The 21,088-nt window shown below is 64.5% G+C and carries 15 protein-coding genes and 1 pseudogene; 8 read left to right on the top strand and 8 right to left on the bottom strand.

From position 1 onward, the window contains the following. Positions 1-120: 120 nt before the first annotated feature. From ASR47_RS28350 to ASR47_RS12670, 6 genes and pseudogenes are all read right to left on the bottom strand, one after another. A pseudogene (locus ASR47_RS28350) lies at positions 121-471 on the bottom strand (PAAR-like domain-containing protein); the annotation flags it as partial. Beyond that, a complete protein-coding gene (locus ASR47_RS12690) occupies positions 461-1,744 on the bottom strand; it encodes a DUF2169 family type VI secretion system accessory protein (RefSeq protein WP_065308138.1) in 1,284 nt (427 codons plus the stop codon). The pseudogene ASR47_RS28350 and the gene ASR47_RS12690, both read right to left, overlap by 11 nt. A gap of 2 nt (positions 1,745-1,746) precedes the next feature. Continuing rightward, complete coding sequence (locus tag ASR47_RS12685; RefSeq protein WP_065308137.1) at positions 1,747-3,900, bottom strand: type VI secretion system Vgr family protein; 2,154 nt, start codon at positions 3,898-3,900, stop codon at positions 1,747-1,749. Between the two features lie 84 nt (positions 3,901-3,984). After that, positions 3,985-5,025 (bottom strand): type VI secretion system baseplate subunit TssG, encoded by a 1,041-nt coding sequence (tssG, locus tag ASR47_RS12680; protein WP_082988892.1) that lies wholly within the window; start codon positions 5,023-5,025, stop codon positions 3,985-3,987. Then, entirely contained in the window at positions 4,989-6,812 is a 1,824-nt protein-coding gene (gene tssF, locus ASR47_RS12675; RefSeq protein WP_065308136.1) for a type VI secretion system baseplate subunit TssF, read from the bottom strand. The genes tssG and tssF overlap by 37 nt, the downstream gene beginning before the upstream one ends. 77 nt (positions 6,813-6,889) lie before the next feature. After that, positions 6,890-7,759 carry an outer envelope protein gene (locus ASR47_RS12670; protein WP_425402733.1) on the bottom strand — a complete coding sequence of 290 codons (870 nt, stop codon included), beginning with the start codon at positions 7,757-7,759 and terminating at the stop codon, positions 6,890-6,892. Positions 7,760-8,177: 418 nt separating this feature from the next. Here ASR47_RS12670 and ASR47_RS12665 point away from each other — a divergent pair, with 418 nt between their 5' ends. From ASR47_RS12665 to ASR47_RS12640, 6 genes are all read left to right on the top strand, one after another. Further along, a complete protein-coding gene (locus tag ASR47_RS12665) occupies positions 8,178-9,698 on the top strand; it encodes an ABC transporter ATP-binding protein (RefSeq protein WP_065308135.1) in 1,521 nt (506 codons plus the stop codon). After that, positions 9,691-10,767 carry an ABC transporter permease gene (locus tag ASR47_RS12660; protein WP_065308134.1) on the top strand — a complete coding sequence of 359 codons (1,077 nt, stop codon included), beginning with the start codon at positions 9,691-9,693 and terminating at the stop codon, positions 10,765-10,767. The genes ASR47_RS12665 and ASR47_RS12660 overlap by 8 nt, the downstream gene beginning before the upstream one ends. Continuing rightward, positions 10,767-11,696 (top strand): ABC transporter permease, encoded by a 930-nt coding sequence (locus tag ASR47_RS12655; RefSeq protein WP_065308133.1) that lies wholly within the window; start codon positions 10,767-10,769, stop codon positions 11,694-11,696. Before ASR47_RS12660 ends, ASR47_RS12655 begins: the two co-directional genes overlap by 1 nt. A gap of 29 nt (positions 11,697-11,725) precedes the next feature. Further along, positions 11,726-12,814, top strand: coding sequence for a BMP family ABC transporter substrate-binding protein (locus tag ASR47_RS12650; protein ID WP_171898937.1), 1,089 nt, complete (start codon positions 11,726-11,728; stop codon positions 12,812-12,814). A gap of 70 nt (positions 12,815-12,884) precedes the next feature. Then, entirely contained in the window at positions 12,885-13,721 is an 837-nt protein-coding gene (locus tag ASR47_RS12645) for an HDOD domain-containing protein (RefSeq protein WP_065308132.1), read from the top strand. Between the two features lie 80 nt (positions 13,722-13,801). After that, complete coding sequence (locus tag ASR47_RS12640; protein ID WP_065308131.1) at positions 13,802-15,436, top strand: M28 family peptidase; 1,635 nt, start codon at positions 13,802-13,804, stop codon at positions 15,434-15,436. Between the two features lies 1 nt (position 15,437). Here ASR47_RS12640 and ASR47_RS12635 read toward each other — a convergent pair whose 3' ends face one another. Both ASR47_RS12635 and ASR47_RS12630 read right to left on the bottom strand, forming a co-directional pair. Next, on the bottom strand, positions 15,438-16,652 hold the full coding sequence (locus tag ASR47_RS12635; RefSeq protein WP_065308174.1) for an MFS transporter: 1,215 nt from the start codon (positions 16,650-16,652) through the stop codon (positions 15,438-15,440). Positions 16,653-16,796: 144 nt separating this feature from the next. Beyond that, positions 16,797-17,795 carry an LLM class flavin-dependent oxidoreductase gene (locus ASR47_RS12630; protein ID WP_065308130.1) on the bottom strand — a complete coding sequence of 333 codons (999 nt, stop codon included), beginning with the start codon at positions 17,793-17,795 and terminating at the stop codon, positions 16,797-16,799. Positions 17,796-17,996: 201 nt separating this feature from the next. Here ASR47_RS12630 and ASR47_RS12625 point away from each other — a divergent pair, with 201 nt between their 5' ends. Both ASR47_RS12625 and ASR47_RS12620 read left to right on the top strand, forming a co-directional pair. Continuing rightward, a complete protein-coding gene (locus tag ASR47_RS12625) occupies positions 17,997-19,103 on the top strand; it encodes a M24 family metallopeptidase (protein ID WP_065308129.1) in 1,107 nt (368 codons plus the stop codon). Positions 19,104-19,214: 111 nt separating this feature from the next. Then, positions 19,215-21,050 carry a glycoside hydrolase family 2 protein gene (locus ASR47_RS12620; protein ID WP_082988891.1) on the top strand — a complete coding sequence of 612 codons (1,836 nt, stop codon included), beginning with the start codon at positions 19,215-19,217 and terminating at the stop codon, positions 21,048-21,050. Positions 21,051-21,088 lie beyond the last annotated feature (38 nt).

Raw genomic sequence — 21,088 nt, 5'->3', positions numbered from 1 at the left:
CATTTTTTTCGAGCCATGGTCTTTGTAGTCTTGCGCCAGCTCTTGCACCTTCTGGCCCAAGGCGGTCAATACCGGCCTCGCCACCTCCCCACCCCGCTCATAAATCTTGCCCACCGTATTGCGTGCATTCATCCACACTTCGCGTCCCACCTGCACCAGGTCGGCGCCGTTGGCGTGGTGGATGGGACTGGCCACCTTGGTGTCGACCTGCTTGCCCACTGTGCCGCTCTTGATGCCGCCGGCCTTGCCGGGTGCGTCGCCGGTGACGCCGGGAATGGTGCTACGCTGGTGCAGGATTACCGGTTCGCTGTGCGACTTGACATTGGGCGAGGCATTTTGTGCGGCAGAAAATTCACCGACGATGGAGTAGGGCAACGGTGGCGTGCTGGAGCCGACCGGAGTCCTGCAAATATCTGGTGTCAGGCTGACGCAATAGAAGCGCGCCGACTTGGTGACGGTTTCATTCGTCATGGGCATCCTCGGCCAGCGCTTCCTGGGCTTGCTCCAGCAGCGCGACCCTGGCGATCTGCTCGGGCTCGCTCACATGCATCAGGCGCGCCGCCACCTGGCCAGCATCGGCCGGCACAAGGGCGCGCCACACCAGTTCCACGGTGCCCGCATCGGTATCGATCAGCACTGTATCGATCTTCAGGCGCAGTACCAGCAACTGGTCGTGCGCGTCGGCCAGCAGCAGGAACAGCACTTGTTGCGGCAAGGTAAAGCGCAGCACGGTATTGCCGATGCGGTCGGCGCGGGCGGATGGATGGTCATGACGGCACAGATTGGTGAGTGTAAATTGCTCCAGCCCGGCCAGGTGCGTGCATTGCTGGTCGGCCGGCGCGCAGTTCCAGTAGGCGAAATCGAAGTCTTCCGGCAGCATGGGTACCTCGTCCTGGTCCCATTGCACTTTTTCCCTGATGCTGCCGGCCAAGGTGCGGCGCGGCAGCCAGCCACGGCCAATCGGCGCCAGCCCGGCCGGCGGCGGCAGGTCCTTGCCGGCCGCGCCTTGCCAGAATTGTTCGGAGGTGTACGGTTGTTGCGGATAGCAAATCCGTGGCGCCAGTACCGTGGTGAGCTGTTGCGCCTCCAGGTACCAGTGCCGCGCAAAGCCGCGTCCCAGCGGATTGGTGTCACAAGACTCGTGCTGCTTGCCGTCCCTGGTATCGAGCCGGCATTGGCCGCCAGCGGCAAACGCATAGTGCAGCGGCAACTGCACGAATTTTTCCGGTGTGCTCAAGCGCCAGGGATTCGGGCGCAGCAAGCCCAGGGTGGCGGCGCGGGCACAGCCTTGCGCCAGGCGCTTGAGTACCGCTTTCTTGCGAAAAACGCGTTCGCCGCACACGCTCAAGGTCTTGTCGATCACCGCTTTTCCGGCCGCCGCCAGCCGGAGGTTGACGGCGAACTGTTCCATCGCCAGGCCCAGCGGCGCATGGGCCGCGCCATTGACGATCACGTCGCAGTGCGGCTTGTACGGCGCAAAATCGCTTTCCTGCACAGTGCCGGCCTCGGTGTCGCCATTCAGATGACGATCTTCGGTCAGCAGCGGCGCGGGCAGGGAGAAGGGCTGCAGGGTGGCCACGCCATCGGCGCCGCAAGGCCCCAGCGTGTAGGCCATGCGCGCCACCACCACGTGGAAGCCTTCGCCAAACTGGTCGACCATGTCGAACTGACTGGCCGCATGCGCCGTGCGATTGTCGAATACCAGATTGGGAAGATTGAAATGCGGCGTGCCCGGTGCGCTCATGGTCAGCCCGGGTTGTTGTCGATATCGTCTCCGTGCAGTTGCACCTTGCTGCGGCCACGGATGATGATTTCGTCGGCGGCCAGTTCGATGCGCCCGGCCGTAATCGTAATGGTCGAGGTGCCGACGGTGACGGTATGCGATACGCCGGCGGTCAGCGTGCTGGCAGACCCCACGTCCACGCTTTTTGCCAGCCCCACCTGTTCCGTTTGCGCCAGCGCCACCGTGGTATTCATGGCGCCCAGTACCGTCGTCTGGTAGGCCGCGCCGATGCTCAATGTCTTGGCCAGGCCGATGGTTTCTTCCTTGGCCAGCTTGACCCGCTCCGAGCGGAAGCCGTCGATCTGCACCTGCTCATTGCCGTGCACCTGTTCGCGGCGGTTGCGGCCGATGTCGATATGCTCGTCGCGGTCGACTTTTTCCTTGCGGTTGTTATGCACCGTAATCGTCTCATCCCGTCCCACCGTCTCGGTCCGGTCGCGCTTGACCTGCACGGTTTCATCGCGCTCGACGCTCTTGCGGCGGTCGTTGCCGACCCAGTGCGATTCGTCGTGTTCGACTTCGATGCGCTGGTCTTTTTCGGCGTGCAGCCAGAGTTCTTCCGCGCCTTTGCGGTCCTCGAAGCGCAGTGCGTTGGCATGCGAGGAAGTGCCGCTTTTTGACGAGCGGCTCAGCATGCCGCTCTGGGTTTTGTTGGCGGGCAAGTCCCAAGGCGGCATATTGCGGGCGTTGTAGACGCAGCCGATGATGATCGGCATGGAGACGTTGCCGTCCAAAAACTGCACCACCACTTCCATGCCGACCCGGGGCAGGCTGATGTGGCCGAAGTTGGCGCCGGCCCAGCTCGAGACGACCCGTATCCACGGCGAACTCTTGTCGTCGAAGCTGCCCAGGCGGTCCCAGTGGAATTGCACCTTGACCCGGCCATAGCCATCGGTATGGATTTCCTCGCCGGGCGGGCCGACCACGGTGGCCGTTTGCACACCGGCCATGCGCACTTCATGGCTGTGGAAATGGCGGCCCGGGCGCCATGGCGTGTCGCGCGGCAGGCAGGTAAAACTGTTGCTGTAGTGCGAGGTGGCGTTGCGGCCCTGCTGGTAGTTATTGCTGGCGTGATGGTGCACGGAAACGATCAGGTATTCGGTGGCCGCCTTGCCGGCGCCGCCATCGAAATGGCCGCTGAGGGTGAACCAGCGGCCAGGCTGGGCCGTGCGGTCGTTGCCTTGCGCCAGGTACATTTGGCCTTGGGCGTCGATCTCCTCCATGCGGCGTTTGGCCAGCAGCTCGCCATCGTCGATATTTTTGAAACCGTAGCTGCCGGTATTTTCATATACTTCCAGCTGCGGCACGGCGCCTTGCCGGTTCAGCGAGTCGCCGCCGGCGCGGGCGCTGCGCGGGTTCTTGAAATTGAAACTGGCGACCGTCATCTTGCCGGGCGCCATGCGCCGCACCGGGCTCCAGTCGTGCACGCCATCGTCTTCCAGGCTGCCGGCCTGGTGCTGGAAGGGCATGCTGCTGATCTCGCCATCGATGGGCTGGCCGCCGGTCGTATCGTCGGACAGCCACAGGGTATGGCCGTCGCGCCGGTGTTCATAGCGGTAGTGCCAGCCCAGTTGCTCCCAGTGGCGGTGCAGCAGGTTATGGTCGCTTTCGCGGTACTGGCAGATGTACGTGATGAGCGGGTCGGGGCCGCCGGCGGCCAGCTTGTAGTCGCGCATCAGGTAGTCGTTGAAGACCAGTTCCGTCAGGTCCGCCACCGTCTTGCCGTGGAAGGCCACGTTGTTTTGGCGCAGGCGCAAATGGCTGAGCCAGGGTTCCAGCACCATCTCGTAAAAGGCGAAGCCGCCGTCGGTGCGCAGGAAGCGGAACTCGAATACATGGCCATTGAAGTAGCGCAAGCTGCCGTCTTCGCGCACCAGTTCGATGCTGACCATCTTGCCCATCAGCGCAGTCAGCGGGATGGAGGCGTGATCGGACAGCACTTCCACCAAATAGGAAAAATCGCGCGACAGGCTTTCGCTGGCCTCGAGCGCATTGGCCAGCAGCAGGGCGCCGGCTGGCGCGTCGCCTTGTGGAAAGCGCAGCCGCAGCAATCGGTCGCCCTGCATGTCGCCGAGCAAGGCTGTCAGGCGTTCAGCCGCGTCCTGGAACAGGTTCATGCTTGCCTCTTGATGTACGGGTGTGGGGGCCGGAGCGCCGACTGTAGCAATGGCAAGCACAGCCGTTTTGAGCGGACGCAAGTGTCATGTATCGAGCTCCAGCGTGGCCATCAGGTGCATGCGGTAGTGCATGTCGTCGCGGTGCGCGCCGGGCTGGCAATGACCGAGAAAGCTGTCGCAGCCCAGGCCCGCCTGCGCGCCGCCCAAGGTCACGCCATGCACCGCATCGGCGTGCAGCAGCAGGACTATGTCGTAGTGCAATAGCGGCTGGCCGAACAGCCTGAGCATGGCTTGCAGCCGCACGCTGGCGGCGCCGCCCGGCAAAAAGCTGGCATGCTGCGCCGCGCTCAGGGAACCGATGCGCAGGCGCAGCGCCAGGTCCGGCCGATGGCAGCGATCGCCCAGCATGGCGCGCTGCCCCAGTACCGCGTTGGCGCCACCGAGCGCCGTCTGTTCGCGCGGCGCCAGCGGCTCCATCGTGCCGGTGTTTTCCGTGATGTCGAAGGGCACGCCGAAGTGATCGCCGAGGATGCGCGCCATCACCAGCGACGACACATTGCGTTGCTGCAGCAGGCCACTGTACAGGCCGATGATGTCGGCCGGCACGCCGATGGCATCGTGCGGTGCGCCCGCCAGCGCCAGCAGGCAGGGCAGCAAGGTGGTGTGCACGGGGGCGTGCTCGATGCGGTATTTTTCCCAGGCCCGGTAAAACAGGGCCACGGCGCGGCTGGAGAACATGTCGAGAAAGGCGCGCGTACCGGCATCGGCTTCGCCGGCGATCCGTTCCGAATAATGGCTGGGCAGGCTGCCGTGCATGCCCAGGAAGCCCATGAAGGTGGGCGTCAGGTGGATCTTCGGCGCGTCGCTGGACAGCAGCGCTTGCAGCAACGCTTGCGCGTCATGCAGGCCGGCCGCCGACAGCGATTCGATCTGGCCGGCCGGAAACGCCATCGATATGCTGTTGTCGAAGCGAATAAACCTGGCCAGCGCATCGGCTGGCGGCACGCCGTGCGCCTGCAGCCAGCCCAGCAGCAGGCGCAGCGCCTGGCAGCAGTCGAAACGCTGCGGCGTGTCCAGCAATTGCTGGATCAGGCTGGCGTGCTGTCGGCGTAGCGGGCTGGGCATCGGACGAGTTCCTCGCCGCTGCGCTGCGACACCAGCGACAGGCGGCTGAAGCAGTTGAGCTGGCTGTTCATGGCGAAATAGCGCTGCAGTACTTGGGCAAAGACGTGCAGGCTGCTGCCGACAAAGGCCTGCTCGTCGATACCCAGGCGTATCGCCACGCCGGGCATCAGGGTGGGGAAGGGCACGGTGTCGATCCAGTCGCGCGTGCTGCCGTGCTCCAGGCTGGTGATGCCGTCGATCAGCCGCTGCGTGGCGGGTGAACGGGGCAGGTCGTACAGGCTGAGCATTTTCTGGAACGGCGCCAGGCCGGCCTGGGTCAGGGCCGAGTAATTCAGCGACAGGTGCGCGATCAGGCGCCAGTGCGCGCTGTTGCCCGTATCGAAGCGGTGGCTGGTGGTCGGTTTGCGCAGGAAGCGGATCGGCATGCCGTCAGGAACTTCTTCGGCTTTCAGGTCGCCACCCGGCAAGCCGTAGGGCAAGCGGCTGGGCAGGTCGCGGTTGCTGCACAGCAGCTCGGTCGAAACGGTGGCAAACGCGGCTGATTCGGCCGAGAACTGCGGATCGATCAGGGTCAGCCGTACTTCATGGCCGGGGCTGACGGCCGCCACGGTCTCGTCGCGCCGCGCCAGCCAGTAGTGGCCCAGGTCGCCGCTGCGGGCGTCATGCAGGGGCAGGAAAGAGCTCAGCCGCTCGCCGGCCGCGTCCTTGCGCAGCATGGTGACGCTGGCGATGCTGTAGATGTCGTAGCTGGCGGCATGGGTGGCGTCGGCCAGCAGGGCCGCATCGGCTTCGGTATGCGTGAGGCGGATCGGCACGCCCGGCTTGGCGAACAGATTGACCACCGGCGTGCAGCCGGGCAGCAGATTGCCGGCATGGACGCCGGCCAGCAGGCGCGCCGCATGGCTGTCGCTGCGCAGGTTTTTGAGCGGCAAGTGCAGAGTGAACTGGCGCGTGTTTTTGGGCAGCAATGCCGCCAGCAGCGGCCAGGCGATATCGATAAAATGGAATTTGTCGGGAAATGCAAAATATTCGCTCAGCAGGCGCTGCGCCGGATGCGAGCGCGGCGAGCACGGGATCAGCGCTTCCTGGTCGGTATAACCGGCCGGCCGCAAGACGTCACCGTCGACCGCCAGCCAGGGGCCGTGCGCATCGAGCGCCACATAGGCGCCGGCGCCGCGCAGGAACAGCGCGTCGAGCAGGGCCGCGCGCAAGGAAGCTTCGCCATCGGCAAACAGGCGCAGCTGCCGCAGGCCTGTTTGCTGTAAATCGAACTGCTCGCTGGTGCTGGCAAACACGATGCTGAGCAGGGCGCTGGCGCCCTGCGGCAGCATCAAACCGGGCGGGGCGTCGATAATCGGCGTAAAGCGCAGCGCGGTGATGGCCAGCGGCGCAATCGTCACGTCTTGCGTGGTGGAAAATTTGCAGGCCACGCCCTGCACCGGCGGCGAGCGCAGCACCGTGCCGCGCGCGATGGTGGCGACCTTGCCAGCGGCGCCGTCGCCAACGATGCGCGCGATCGAGCACGACGGGAACGGACGCAAATAATGCGGGTACAGCGTTTCGAGCAGGGATTCGGTGAACTGCGGATAGTCGTCGTCGAGGCGCTTGGCGATGCGCGCCGTCAGCAGCGCAAACGACTGTACCAGGCGCTCGACATGCGGATCTTCACAGGCCTCGCCGGCGATCAGCAGGCGGCCGGCGGCACGCGGGAAACGGCTGGAGAATTCTCGCGTGTACTGGCGAAACAAGCCCAGTTCGCGTTCGTAATAGGGCAGGAGCTGTTCCACGATCGCCTTCTTTGCCAGCTGGAAAGTTCCATGCTGGCATCATGTGCGATCGTGGATATTGATTTACGGCAATGACCTTAGAAATGGTATTCGGCGCGCACCATCGGCGTTTTGGCCGTCTGGCCCTGGTTGCCGGTGGTGGCGGCCGAGTTGCCGAATTTGTTTTTCCAGTACTGGTATTCGAGGCCGACGCGGAAGGTATTCCTGGCGTTGCCCATGGCCGCGCCCACGTCGAACATCACCTGCATGTCGATATTGGTTTCCACCGCCGTGTTGCGGCCCACTTCATCCTTGCCCTTGGAATCGATCAGGTTGAAAAAGCCTTCGAACGAGAACAGCGGCGACAGTGGTATGCCCCAGGCGCCGGCCAGCATGGCATGTGTCTTGTAGGTGTAGCGGCCGGTGACCTGCGAGATCGGCGGGAAGGCGCCGCTCGGGGCGTTGCTTTCGCGCAGCAGCAGCAGGCTGGTGTTGAAGAAACCGGGCACGTCCCACATCAGGGTCGGGCCGGCCACCAGCATGCGCTTGCGCGAGTTGTAGCCGACGTCGTTCTTGGTATTGACGTCGAAACCGAGGGTGACGCCGACGCCGCGCACGGGACCGAACTTGATGTCGCTGCCGCGTACCTTGCCGATATCGATGGTGTTGCGGTAGACCAGGTAGGCCTCCTGCGCGCCCGAGGTCTTGCCCAAGGCGCCAGGGTCCTTGCTGTCGGACATCAGGAAGTCGAGATTGACGAAGTTGCTGCCGTACTTGTAGCCGCTGGCATGGGTGATGGCAAAGATGTTTTTCTTGATGTCATCGGGGTTGAAGGGCTCGCGATAATCATTGCCGGCGCGCCAGCTCAGCGCCGTGTCGCTCCACTCGGCGGCGTGCGCGGTAGTGGCCAGGCCGAAGGTGGTGGCAAGGCACAGGCATGGCAACAGACACGATGTGAATTTAGGCAATTTGAACTCCTGGTAGCGATGTTAAAAAAAGGTTGTTATTTTTCGGGTCGTGATCATGGTGACGGTAGGGCGCACGATGCGGCGCAATACCGGTGATATGTGCTCTGTTCAATCCATGATGCGAGAAGCGGCAGCGCTGGCGATATGCATTATTTGCATACTCACTATCAGTTCTTGAATATAATGATCGCATTATCGGCGTGCTCCGGGGCCACAGGCTGTGGTAGAGGGGGCAATATTTTTTCAAAACCGCGCACCGGTGTTGTTTTTTTGTGGAAACGTCAAGTGCGCCCCGCAAAGCTCTCCACCTGTGGCAAGCGGTTGCCGATACGATAGATGCAACAGCGCAGCAAGCCCCGGCTTTGTGCGCTGCCTCCGATCAACATTTGCAAGCGCCTGCTGCAGGCAGAAAACACAGATGACGGCACGTTTGGAACTCATCAATATCAGCAAGCGCTACCCGTCCGTGGTGGCCAACGACGGCATCCACCTCACCGTCGAGCCTGGGCAGATCCATGCCGTGCTTGGTGAAAATGGCGCCGGCAAATCGACCTTGATGAAAATCATTTACGGCGCCGTGCAGCCCGATGGCGGCCAGGTGGTGTGGAATGGCCGCGAGGTCGATATCGCCAACCCCTCGGCCGCGCGCGCGCTCGGCATCGCCATGGTGTTCCAGCATTTTTCGCTGTTCGACACGCTGACGGTGACGGAAAATATCGCGCTCGGCTTGCCTGCCGATACCGATTTGAAGCAACTGGCGCTGCGCATCGAGGAAACGGCGTGCGCTTACGGCCTGGAACTCGAACCGCAGCGCCATGTGCATACGCTGTCGGTCGGCGAATGCCAGCGCGTGGAAATCGTGCGCGCGCTGCTGGCCCGGCCGCAACTATTGATACTCGACGAGCCCACTTCGGTACTCACGCCCGCCGCCGTCGACAAACTGTTCGACACCTTGCGCCTGCTGGCCGCGCAGGGCTGCAGCATTTTGTACATCAGCCACAAGCTTGATGAAATCCGCGCGCTGTGCCATACCTGCACGGTGGTGCGCGCCGGCAAGAACGCCGGCGTGTGCGACCCGTCGCAGGAGACCTCGGCCAGCCTGTCGCGCATGATGATCGGCGCCGAACCGCCAGCCGTCACGCGCCAGGCGCGCACGCCCGGCGCGGCCATGCTGAGCGTCAACCAGCTCGATTTGCCGAAAAGCCACCCGTTTGCCACCGAACTGCGCGATGTCAGTTTTGCTTTGCGCGCCGGCGAGATCGTCGGCATTGCCGGCGTGTCCGGCAATGGCCAGCAGGAATTGCTGGCGGCATTGTCGGGCGAGGACATGCGCGCCGCGCCGGCATCGATACAGCTGGGCGAGGTGGCCGCGGGGCGCCTGCCGCCGGGCCGGCGCCGCGCGCTCGGTTTCGGCTTCGTGCCGGAAGAGCGGCTGGGGCGCGGGGCCGTGCCCGACATGTCGCTGGCTGACAATGTCGTGCTGAGTTTGCAGACGCCGGCCACGATACGCCACGGCTTTTTGCGCCGCCACGCCATCGTGCAGCGCGCAGCCGACATCATCGCCCGCTTCCAGGTGAAAGCGGGTGGGCCGCAGGCGCTGGCGCGCAGCCTGTCGGGTGGTAATTTGCAAAAATATATCGTCGGGCGCGAAGTCATGCGCCAGCCCACGGTGCTGGTGGTGGCGCAGCCGACCTGGGGCGTGGATGTGGGCGCGGCCGCGCAGATCCGCGCCGAATTGCTGGCGCTGCGCGACGCTGGCTGCGCCATACTGGTGGTGTCCGAGGAGCTCGACGAATTGTTTGAAATCAGTGACCGTTTGCACGTCATGGCGAAAGGGAAATTGTCGCCTTCGCTGGACGTCAAGGAGGCCAGCGTGACCCTGCTCGGGGAATGGATGAGTGGCTTGTGGCCGCAGGCGCAGGAGGCGGCCCATGCGTAAGTTCGGTCCCTGGCTGGAAGCGCGCCCGGCGCCATCGCGGCTGATGTCGTGGCTGTCGCCCGTATTGGCGGTATTGCTGACCGTGATTTGTGGCGCGCTGCTGTTCGTGGCCCTCGGGCAAGATCCGCTGGCCGGCCTGGCCGTGTTCTTTGTCGAGCCGCTGCGCGATATGCATGGCTGGTCGGAACTGGGCCTCAAGGTCGCGCCACTGCTGCTGATCGCCGTCGGCCTGGCCATGTGTTTTCGCGCCAACGTCTACAATATCGGCGCCGAAGGGCAGCTGACCCTGGGCGCCATCTGCGGCGGCGCGGCCGCTTTGTATATGGACACTGGCGACGGTGCGCCTGGCGCGGCGATCATCGCCGTGTCGCTGCTGGCCGGCATGGCCGGTGGCATGGCGTGGGCGGCGATCACGGCCTGGCTGCGCGACCGCTACAACGCCAGCGAAATCCTGGTGTCATTGATGCTCGTGTATATCGCGCAATTGCTGCTCAGTTACCTGGTGTATGGCGTGCTGCGCGACCCGGACGGCTTCAATTTTCCGCAGTCGAAACTGTTGTCGGATGGCTTGCTGCTGCCGATGGTGCTGGCCGACACGCGCTTGCATATCGGCATCGTGTTCGCCTTGCTGGCCTCCCTGGGCGGCTGGCTGTTCCTGTCGAAAAGTATCTCGGGCTTTCGCCTGCGGGTCGGCGGCATGGCGCCGGCTGCAGCGCGCTATGCGGGTTTTTCCTCGCGCAAGGCCTTGTGGTCGTCGATGCTGATCTGCGGCGCTTTATCCGGCCTGGCCGGCGTGTGCGAAGTGCTGGGGCCGATGGGGCAACTGACACCCACGGTCTCGCCCGGCTATGGTTTTGCGGCCATTATCGTCGCCTTTGTCGGCCGCCTGCATCCGGTGGGCGTACTCTTTTCCAGCTTTGTCATGGCGCTGTTCTATATCGGCGGCGAACTGGCGCAGTCACGCCTGGGCTTGCCGAGCGCGATTACCGGCGTGTTCCAGGGCATCTTGCTGTTCGCCTTGCTGGCCTGTGACGTGCTGATTCAATACAAACTGCGCTGGAGAAAATAATGGACAACCTGGCTCTCACCCTGGCGCCCTTGATCGCCGCCAGCATCAATGCCGGCACGCCGCTGATGCTGGCCGCGCTCGGTTTGCTGGTCAATGAAAAAGCGGGCGTGGTCAACCTGGGCGCCGAAGGCATGATGCTGGTGTCCGCCATTACCGGCTTTGCCGTGGCCGTCAATACCGGCAGCGTCACGCTGGGCTTTCTCGCAGGCGCGGCGGCCAGCATGGCGCTGTCGGGCTTTTTCGCCTGGCTGACGGTCTGGCTCGGCACCAATCAATATGCGACCGGTCTTGCCCTGTCGCTGTTCGGCGCCGGCGCCTCGACCTATATCGGCCTGAACTACGTGGCGCACAGCCTGCAGAACGGCCGCTTCGGCATCCCGTATCTGGAAAATCTGCCGTTTGTCGGGCCGGCCCTGTTCCGCCAGCATCCGATGGTGTATCTGGCGCTGCTGCTGTGCGTGGCGATTGCCTGGTTCTTGTACCGTACGCGCGCCGGCCTGGTGCTGCGCGCGGTGGGCGAGTCGCCCGCTTCCGCCCATGCGCTCGGCTACCCGGTGCGCCGCATCCGCCTGGCCGCCGTGCTGTTCGGCGGCGCCTGCTGCGGCCTGGCCGGCGCCTTCCTGTCGCTGGTGTACACGCCGCTGTGGGTCGAAGGCATGGTGGCCGGACGCGGCTGGATCGCGCTGGCCCTGACCACCTTTGCCACCTGGCGTCCGGCGCGCGTGGTTGGCGGCGCCTACCTGTTTGGCGGCATCACGATCCTGACCTTTCATGCCCAGGCCATCGGCGTGCCGGTGGCGTCGCAGCTGCTGTCGATGCTGCCCTACCTGGCGGCGATCGTGGTGCTGGTGCTGATATCGAGCAACGCCAACTATATCAAGTTGAATATGCCGGCCTCGCTGGGAAAAAACTTCAATCCAGGAAATTAATCACTCACCACAAGGAACTCATGTCCATCATGTCCAAGAAAATGCTGCGTGCCGCCCTGTGCGGCGCTGTCCTGATGCCCGTCGTCGCCATGGCGGCCGCGCCCGCCGCTGCAACGGCGCCGCTCAATGTCGGCTTCGTGTATATCAGCCCCATCGGCGACGCCGGCTGGACCACCCAGCACGATATCGCCCGCAAGGAAATGGAAAAGGCGCTGGGCGGCAAGATCACCACCAAGTATGTGGAAAATGTGCCCGAAAGCGCCGATGCGGAACGAGTCATCCGCGACCTGGCGCAAACCGGCAGCAAGCTGGTGATCACCACCTCGTTCGGCTATATGAATCCGACCCTGAAAGTGGCCAAGCAGTTTCCGAACGTCAAATTCATCCACCTGACCGGCTACAAGACGGCCGTCAACGTGGCCAATACCAATGCGCGTTTCTATGAAGGCCGCTACCTGGCCGGCGTGCTGGCGGCCAAGATGAGCAAGACCCATGTGGCCGGCTATGTGGCGGCCTTCCCGATTCCGGAAGTATTGCAGGGCGTGAACGCCTTTACGCGCGGCATGCGCAGCGTCGACCCGAAAGCGGAAGTCAAGGTGGTGTGGGTCAACAGCTGGTTCGATCCGGGCAAGGAGCGCGACGCGGCCATCACCCTGATCGGCCAGGGCGCCGACGTGATCACCCATCACACGGACTCGACCGCCGTGGTGCAGGCCGCCGAAGAGAAGGGCAAGTATGCGATCGCCTACCATTCGGACATGAAAAAATACGGCCCGAAGGCGCAGCTGGCGGCCGTGACCCACCACTGGGGCGCGTATTACACCAGGCAGGCGCAAGCGGTGCTGGACGGTACCTGGAAGACCAGCAGCACCTGGGGCGGCATCAAGGACGGCATGGTCAAGCTCGAAGGCATGAACAGCAGCGTGCCGGCCGAGGTGAAGCAATTCGTTGCCGCGCGCGAAAAAGACATGGTCGATGGCAAGCTCAACGCCTTCACCGGTCCGATCAGGGATAACAGCGGCAAGGTCCGCCTGGAAAAGGGCGTGCTGGACGATGCGGCCTTGTCGAAGATGGATTATTTTGTCGAGGGCGTGGCTGGAAAGGTTTCCGGCAAGTAACACAAACTTGATGTAGTATTGCCGGTACGATCCACGCAGCACAGCCCGCAGGGCCGTACCGGAGACAGACATGGACAGACTCGACGTATTCAAGATCATCGCGCAGCAGGCCGCCAAGGGCGAGCTGACTTTTCCCGCCAACGTCAACGCGACGCTGAAACTGCAGCAGGCGCTCGACGACCCCGATTCCCATATTGAAACGGCCGCCCATATGGTGATGGCCGAGCCGCTGCTGTCGGCGCGCGTGGTGGCGCTGGCCAATTCGTCCGCCTACAACCGTTCCGGCAATGAAATCGCCAATGTGCGCGCGGCCGTCTCGCGGCTGGGGTTTGCCACCCTGAAATCGATCGTGGCGTCGGTCATCGTGCGCCAGCTGGGCAGCCAGATTACCGATCCGCAACTGCGTGCCAAGGCGGCGAAATTGTGGGAGCACACGGCCCATGTGGCTGCGCTGAGCCAGGTGATCGCCAAGAAGGTCACGCATGTCGATGCGGAAACGGCCATGTTTGCCGCCATCGTGCATGAAGTGGGCGGCTTTTATCTGCTGTCGCGCGCCGAGGAGTATCCGGGCCTGCTCGACAGCAATACCGAAGACTGGCTCGAATACGGCGAAAAGCTGATCGGCCGCGGCGTGCTGCGCCAGCTCGAAGTGCCGGATCAGGTACTGCAGGCGGTCGAAGGCCTGTGGCATGGCGGCGCCCCGTTCCCGCCGCGCACCCTCGGCGCGACCCTGGTGCTGGCCAACGACCTGGCGCCCGTCGCCTCGCCGCTGCATCCGCCCGAAGTGGCCGAGCGGCGCCGCGCGGCGGCCCTGATCGACTTCGGCATCGGCGGCTCCACCCTGCATACCATCCTCGAAGAATCGGCCGAGGAGATCGAATCGCTGGCGGCCGCTTTGCTGGTGTAGTCTTTACCTGGTAGTAATGCAATCGCCGGCGCGGCTATCCGCCGCCCGGTTTTTTTTCGTCCTCTTATCTAAAGGATTTCATGCAAACACTGTTTTTATCGCTGGCCGCCACCAGCTTCGCCGCCAGCCTGGCGCTGGCGTTTCCCGTGCACGCCGCCAACAACCTGCCCACGGTACAGGAAGCGCCCCTGCGCGCCCACCTGGCCTTCCTGTCCGATGACTTGCTCGAAGGCCGTGGCACCGGCCAGCGCGGCGCCGACCTGACGGTGGCTTACCTGGAAAGCCAGGCACGGCTGATCGGCTTGCAGCCGCTGCGCGGCAACAGTTTTCGCCAGAGCGTGCGGATCGCCGGCGTCAAGTCGCGGCCGCAGGACAGCTCGCTCAAGGCCACGGGCGGCGGCGGCCAGGCCGTGCCGCTGGCGTTCGGCCCCGACTGGGTGTGGGCTACCGGCGATTCGGCGGCGGCGCACACGTTCGATGCGCCGCTGGTGTTTGCCGGCTACGGCGTGACGGCGCCGGAAGAGGGCTGGAACGATTTCAAAGGTATCGATGTCAAAGGCAAGATCATCGTCGTGATGGTCAACGACCCGCAGCCGACCGAAGCCGCACCGAACCGCTTCGGCGGCAAGGCGCTGACTTATTATGGCCGCTGGACCTACAAGTTCGAGGAAGCCAGACGCCAGGGCGCGGCCGGCGTGCTGCTGATCCACACGAAACCGTCGGCGTCGTATGACTGGAGCGTGGTGCAAAGCAGCTGGAGCGGCAGCGAACGGTTTCAGCTGGCCGGCGCGACAAGCGGCACGCCGCTGCAAGGCTGGATCGCGGAAGACGCCGCGCGCCGCCTGTTTGCAGCCGGTGGCCAGGACTTGGACGCACTGCGCGCCAAAGCCGAAAGCAAGGATTTCCAGGCCGTCGCCCTCAATGCCAGGTTGACGGGCCAGATGAAGTCCAGCGTGCGCAAGGTCGAGCAATTCAATATCGCCGGCATGGTGCCGGGCACGGACGCCGAACTGAAGAACGAAGCGGTGATCTACAGCGGCCACTGGGATCACCTGGGCAAGCAAGGTGATAGCGGCGACACCATCTACAACGGCGCGGTCGACAATGCCTCGGGCACGGCGGGCCTGCTGGCGATGGCGCAGGAAGCGGTGAAAAAGCCGGCCAGGCGCACGCAGATTTTCCTGTGGGTGGCGGCCGAAGAGCAGGGGCTGCTGGGCAGCGCCGCCTATGCAGCCGATCCGCTGTGGCCCTTGAACAAGACGGCCGCCGCGCTGAACCTCGACAGCCTCAATTTCGTCGGCGCCACGCGCGACATGGGCGCCCAGGGCAGCGAGCGCACGGAACTGGGCGCGATGGCCGCCAGCGTGGCCAAAGCCATGGGCTTGCAGATCGCCGCGGCCCGGCCTGACCTTGCCGGTGGGTACTTCCGCAGCGACCACTTCAGCTTTGCCAAGGCTGGCGTGCCGGCGTTTTCCATCAATGGCGGACGCGACTATGTGAAAGATCCCGAAGCGTCGAAAGCCAGGGCCGCCGCCTACGGCCCGCGCTACCATCAGGTGACAGACGAGTACGACGCCAGCTGGGATTTGTCCGGCATGACGCAGCAGGCGCAGTTCACCCTGAACCTGGGGCAGGCGGTGGCCAACGCACCGAAAATGCCGGCATGGAAAGCCGGCGATGCGTTTGGCAAGGTGCGCGAGCAGGCTGCAAAATAACTCAGGCGGCGTGCGCCAAACGCCGTTGTTGATACCGGTACTTGCTCCACACCAGCAGCATCAGCAGCGGCATGGCGCTGCCTACCGCGCACAGCGCCAGCCAGCCGCCGGCCGCAAAGCTGGCGCTGGCCAGCGCCGAGCCTGCCGAGGCGCCGATAAAGCCGGCCGCGATAAACACGGTGGTGACCCTGGCGCGCGCCTGCGGCGCCAGCTTGTAGATGATGGACTGGTGCGTCACTTGCAGGCCCATCACGCCCATGTCCAGCAGCACAATGCCGATTAACAGCAGGGTCAGCGATTGCGCGCCGAAGCCGATCAGGGCCCAGCCGGCGATCGAGGCGATTGCCAGCAGCCAGGTCGCCTGCCGGGCATAGCCGCGGTCGGCCATGCGGCCGGCCGTATTGGCGGCCAGCGCGCCGGTGGCGCCGGCCAGGCCGAACAGGCCGATCTGCATTTCCGAATAATGATATGGGGCGCCGCTCAGTAAAAAAGTCAGGCCGGTCCAGAACACGCTGAAGGTGCCCAGGCCCAGGCCTGAAAACAAGGCACGCTGGCGCAGCAAGGGTTCCCGGCGGATGATCTCGAACAGCGAGGCCATCAGCTTGCCGTACTGCAAGGTGCCGCGCGGCGCTTCGTTTGGCAGGATGCGGCGCAGCATCACCAGCAGCAAGGCCACTACCACGGCCGCCAGCACATACACGGTGCGCCAGCCGCCGCTGATCTGCGCCACGGTGCCGGACACCGTGCGCGCCAGCAAGATCCCCAGTAGCAAGCCCGTCATCACGGTGCCCACCATGCGGCCCCGGCTATGGTCCGGCGCGTACGAGGCCACCATGGCGGTGACCACCATCAGCGCGCTGGCGGTAATGCCCATCAGCACGCTGGCAATCGCAAACACGACGATATTCTGGCTGGTGGCGGCCAGCAGCAGGGCCGCGATCTTGGCGACCAGCATCCAGCTCAAGAGCTTGCGCCGGTTCAATACATCACTCAAGGGCACCAGGAACACGATGCCCAGCACATAGCCGATCTGGGTGGCGGTGACCAGGTAGCCCGCTTGCGTGACACCGACGCCAAACGAGGCGGCCAGCATCGAAGTCAGGGGCTGGACGTAATACAGGCTGGCCACCAGCACGCCGGCCGACAGGGCGAACAGCATGATGCGGGTGGACGTCAGCAGGGCGCTGGCGTTGATGCTGGAAGAGGAGGAGGACATGCGCTGCGGCTTTCGAATCTTGCTCAAGGCCATGCATGATACTGGCGATGCACTTTTCCTGCTGCCGGGAGCAAAAAAATCCCGGCGGTCCATGCGGACGGCCGGGAAAAGGGTATACGTTGGGAGATATACCAGGAGAGAAGGTTACGACTGGGCGGCCAGCTCCGCGTGTACCTGGGCCGTGATTTCATACGAGCGCAACCGGTGCTGGTGCTCGAAGATCTGCGAGGTGATCATCAGCTCGTCGGCGCCGGTCTCGGCAATGAAGGCGGCCATTCTTGCTTTCACCGTTTCAGGCGAGCCGATGGCGGTGCACGACAAGACCGAGTCGAGCATGGCGCGTTCCTGCGGCCCCAGCTGTTCCAGGTAGCCGGGCACGGGCGGCTGCAGACGCGACGGACGGCCGGTGCGCAGGTTCACGAAAGCCTGCTGCATCGAGGTGGCGCGCAGATGGGCTTCGGCGTCGGTATCGGCGGCGAACACGTTGTAGCCGAGCATCACATACGGCTTGGCCAGTTGCTTGGATGGCTTGAAATGTTCGCGGTAATAGGCGACGGCCTGCATCATCATTTGTGGCGCGAAATGCGAGGCGAAGGCGTACGGCAAGCCCAGGTGGGCCGCCAGCTGCGCGCCGAACAGGCTGGAACCGAGGATCCAGACCGGCACTTTGGCGCCCTTGCCGGGCACGGCCAGCACGCGCTGGCGCGGTTCGTCCGACATATAGTCGATCAGTTCCAGCACATCCTGCGGGAACTGCTCGGCGTCGGACTGCAGGTCGCGCCGCAAGGCGCGCGCCGTGGTCTGGTCGGAGCCGGGCGCGCGGCCCAGGCCCAGGTCGATGCGGCCCGGATGCAGCGCTTCGAGGGTGCCGAACTGCTCCGCGATCACCAGCGGCGAGTGATTCGGCAGCATCACGCCGCCAGCGCCGACGCGAATGGTTTTCGTCCCCGCCGCCACATGGGCGATCACGACCGCCGTGGCGGCGCTGGCGATGCCGGGCATGCCGTGGTGTTCCGCCAGCCAGTAGCGGTTGTAACCCCAGCGCTCGCCATGCTGGGCGAGATCCAGGGTGTTCTGGAAGGAATGAGTGGCGCTGCTGCCCTCGGCAATCGGCGCCAGGTCGAGTATGGAAAATGGAATCATGCAAACGATATCGGGCCGGCTTTGGAAAACACAATGGACAATTTGTCTATCCCCTGACACCAGCAGGGTTGTAGCCATCAGGAACAATCGTTAAAACTTGCGCTGCTTGGAGTAAACCTGTTTTTGTCGCTGAACTTTTTTTTGAGCGGTCAGTCTTAAGATTTTCTATAGCACCGTGTCGACTTTGGGATGGGAGCGCGCATGAACTGGACAGTCGAACAGGAAATCGCCCACAAACTGGCGCTGATGCGCCGCTGGCTGGAACAGGAGCGCGCCGGCGCGCTGCGATTGCGTGGCCTGGACTGGTTTGCCTGGGCCACGGCCGGCGCTTCGGGCGGCAGTTGCCTGTCCGCCGAGTGCGGCCATGCCGAAGTGCTGGTCACCCGCGACGCCGCCTATATTCTGACCGACGAAGCCGAAGCGCGGCGCCTGCGCCACGACGAGGTGCGCGGTCCCTGGACCTGGCAGGTGACGCCGTGGATGCAGCCCAGGCTGGCCGAGTTGCGCGAGCATTTCGTGCAGCACGCGGCCGGCGGCCTGCCGGTGCTGTGCGACCGGCCCGGCGTGTTCGAACGCAGCTTGCCCGTAATCTTGCGCGACGAGCGGCTGGCCTTGCTGCCACCGGAACAGTTGCGCTACCGCGCGGTGGGCCGCCAGGCCGCCAGCGCCGCCAGCGAGGCGCTGCGCGCGGCCCGCCCCGAATGGACCGAGCAGGAACTGGCCGGCGCCTGCGCACGCGCCTTATGGGCGCGCGGCCTGCAGGCCATGCATGTAATGGTCGTCGGGGCGCAGCGCCAGCGGCACTACCGGCGCGCGCCGCCATCGTGCACGCCGCTCGGTGACAGCGTGCTGCTGGCGCTGTGCGCGCGGCGTTTCGGCCTGTGCGCTTCGCTGTGCCGGCGGCGCCGCTTCCGCCCGGCCCAGGCTGGCGTGGACGAGGCCGATGCCGCCATCCTCGCGCTCGAAGCGGTAGCGCTCGATGCCTGCGAAGTGGGCCATGCGCTGAGCATGGTGTATCACGCGCTCGACAGCGCCTATGCCTACGCCGGCCAGCCGGACGCGGTGCTGCAGCATCGCCAGGGCGGCATTACCGGCTACCAGGCGCCCGAGGTGGCGGCAGGCGGCAGCACGGAATTGCTGCTCAAGGACGGCATGGCGCTGGCCTTGCATCCCAGCTTGCCTGGCGGCATGGTCGAAGACACCTTCATGCTGAGCGGACAGCGCCTGCGCAACCTGACCTTCGACCCGGCCTGGCCGTCGATTTCGGTGCGTGGACGGCGCCGTCCGCTAAGCCTTGAGTTGGAGTAAACGCAACCGTGCCAGTTCCTGCCGAATTGGCATGGGTTGAGATGGCTCAAGGCTGGTCGTGCGGGCAGTGTTGCCGGGGAACCAAGATCCTCGTCGCCGCCTCCAACAGCCATGCTCAATCAACCTCGCCATGACCCCGACACCACGCCGCCAGGCGGCGCAGCCACCAGTGGCGCCGCCGCCTGGGATTTTGCGTATCCGCGGCCGCAACTGGTGCGCAAGCAGTGGCAGTCGCTGAACGGTCCCTGGCGCTTCGCCTTCGACAATGAGCGGCGCTACCGCCTGCCCAGTGACGAGATCGCCTGGACGCACGACATCATCGTGCCGTTTCCGCCCGAGTCGCAGGCCAGCGGCGTCGGCGACCGCGGCTTTCACAGCGCCTGCTGGTACCAGCGCGAGTTCCTTTTGCAGCCGGGCGGCCCGTGCGTGCTGCTGCATTTCGGCGCCGTCGACTACCAGGCCACGGTCTGGCTGAACGGCCATGTGGTGGCCCGGCACGAAGGCGGCCATACGCCGTTCGTCGCCAATATCAGCGACGTACTGCTCGACGACGCGCCGCAGGTGCTGACCTTGCTGGTCGAGGACGATCCGCACGACCTGGCCAAGCCACGCGGCAAGCAGGACTGGCAGCTGGAGCCGCATTCGATCTGGTACCCGCGCACCACCGGCATCTGGCAAAGCGTGTGGATCGAGCGCGTGGCGTCGACCTATATCCGCAAGCTGCGCTGGACACCGGTGTTCGAAGGCTACGAGATCGGCTGCGAGATCTTTGCCGCCGGCGATATCTGCAGCGACCTGACGGTGGGGGTGCGCATCTGGCATGGCCGCAACCTGCTGGCCGACGATCACTACAAGCTGATCGAACACGAGGCCAATCGCAAGATCGCCTTGTCCGACCCCGGCATCGATGACTCGCGCAATGAATTGCTGTGGAGCCCGGAGCGGCCCATCCTGCTTGACGCCGAAGTGACCCTGCGCCATGGCGACACCGTGCTCGACAGTATCAAGTCGTACACGGCGCTGCGCTCGGTGGCGATCAACCGCGACCGCTTCATGCTCAACGGCCGCCCGTATCCGCTGCGCCTGGTGCTCGACCAGGGCTATTGGCCCGACACCCTGCTGACGGCGCCATCGGACGACGCCTTGCGGCGCGACGTCGAGCTGGCCAAGGCGCTCGGCTTCAACGGCGTGCGCAAGCACCAGAAGATCGAAGACCCGCGCTACCTGTACTGGGCTGACCGGCTGGGCCTGCTGGTGTGGGAAGAAATGCCGTCCACTTACCGTTTTTCAACCAAGGCCATCACGCGCATGGTCAGCGAATGGACCGACGCCATCGAGCGCGACTACAGCCATCCGTGCATCCTGGTGTGGGTGCCGTTCAACGAATCGTGGGGCGTGCCGAACCTGACGGCGATCCAGGCCCACCGCAACGCCGTTGAAGCCTTGTACCACCTGACGCGCACCCTGGACCCGACGCGGCCCGTGATCGGCAATGACGGCTGGGAAGCGTCGGCCACCGACATCCTCGGTATCCACGACTACGATTGCGATCCGGAACGGCTGCAGGCGCGCTATGCGATTTCCGATGCGGCCCGCACGGCCCTGTTCGACCAGCGCCGTCCGGGCGGGCGCATCCTGACGCTGGACGGTTTCCCGCACCGGGGCCAGCCCATTGTATTGACCGAGTTTGGCGGCATTGCCTTTGACAAGGAACAACAGGACGAAGATGCGACCTGGGGCTATGCGCGGGCCGGCAACGAAGCGGCGTTTCTCGACCTGTACCGGCGCCTGATGACGGTGGTCAACACGGCGCAGATGTTCAGCGGTTTTTGCTACACCCAGTTTGCCGATACCTTCCAGGAGGCGAACGGCTTGCTGACGGCGGACCGAACGCCGAAGGCCGCGCTGGAATTGCTCAGCGCGGCCACCCGCAATATCCGTCCCTGATGACCTGACCGGTCTGGCTTGACGGCAGGGCAGGGGCG

Source organism: Janthinobacterium psychrotolerans (assembly GCF_001677885.1).
GTDB classification, from domain to species: domain Bacteria; phylum Pseudomonadota; class Gammaproteobacteria; order Burkholderiales; family Burkholderiaceae_D; genus Janthinobacterium; species Janthinobacterium psychrotolerans.
This window is presented reverse-complemented; position numbering and strand designations above follow the sequence as displayed.

Bases quoted from the DNA above. Each gene is read 5' to 3' on its own strand.
- ASR47_RS12665 (WP_065308135.1), top strand. From the start codon at position 8,178: ATGACGGCACGTTTGGAACTCATCAATATCAGCAAGCGCTACCCGTCC.
- ASR47_RS12655 (WP_065308133.1), top strand. From the start codon at position 10,767: ATGGACAACCTGGCTCTCACCCTGGCGCCCTTGATCGCCGCCAGCATC.
- ASR47_RS12645 (WP_065308132.1), top strand. From the start codon at position 12,885: ATGGACAGACTCGACGTATTCAAGATCATCGCGCAGCAGGCCGCCAAG.
- ASR47_RS12635 (WP_065308174.1), bottom strand. From the start codon at position 16,652: ATGTCCTCCTCCTCTTCCAGCATCAACGCCAGCGCCCTGCTGACGTCC.
- tssG (WP_082988892.1), bottom strand. From the start codon at position 5,025: ATGCCCAGCCCGCTACGCCGACAGCACGCCAGCCTGATCCAGCAATTG.
- ASR47_RS12630 (WP_065308130.1), bottom strand. From the start codon at position 17,795: ATGATTCCATTTTCCATACTCGACCTGGCGCCGATTGCCGAGGGCAGC.
- ASR47_RS12625 (WP_065308129.1), top strand. From the start codon at position 17,997: ATGAACTGGACAGTCGAACAGGAAATCGCCCACAAACTGGCGCTGATG.
- ASR47_RS12640 (WP_065308131.1), top strand. From the start codon at position 13,802: ATGCAAACACTGTTTTTATCGCTGGCCGCCACCAGCTTCGCCGCCAGC.
- ASR47_RS12690 (WP_065308138.1), bottom strand. From the start codon at position 1,744: ATGAGCGCACCGGGCACGCCGCATTTCAATCTTCCCAATCTGGTATTC.
- ASR47_RS12650 (WP_171898937.1), top strand. From the start codon at position 11,726: ATGTCCAAGAAAATGCTGCGTGCCGCCCTGTGCGGCGCTGTCCTGATG.
- ASR47_RS12660 (WP_065308134.1), top strand. From the start codon at position 9,691: ATGCGTAAGTTCGGTCCCTGGCTGGAAGCGCGCCCGGCGCCATCGCGG.
- ASR47_RS12620 (WP_082988891.1), top strand. From the start codon at position 19,215: ATGCTCAATCAACCTCGCCATGACCCCGACACCACGCCGCCAGGCGGC.
- ASR47_RS12685 (WP_065308137.1), bottom strand. From the start codon at position 3,900: ATGAACCTGTTCCAGGACGCGGCTGAACGCCTGACAGCCTTGCTCGGC.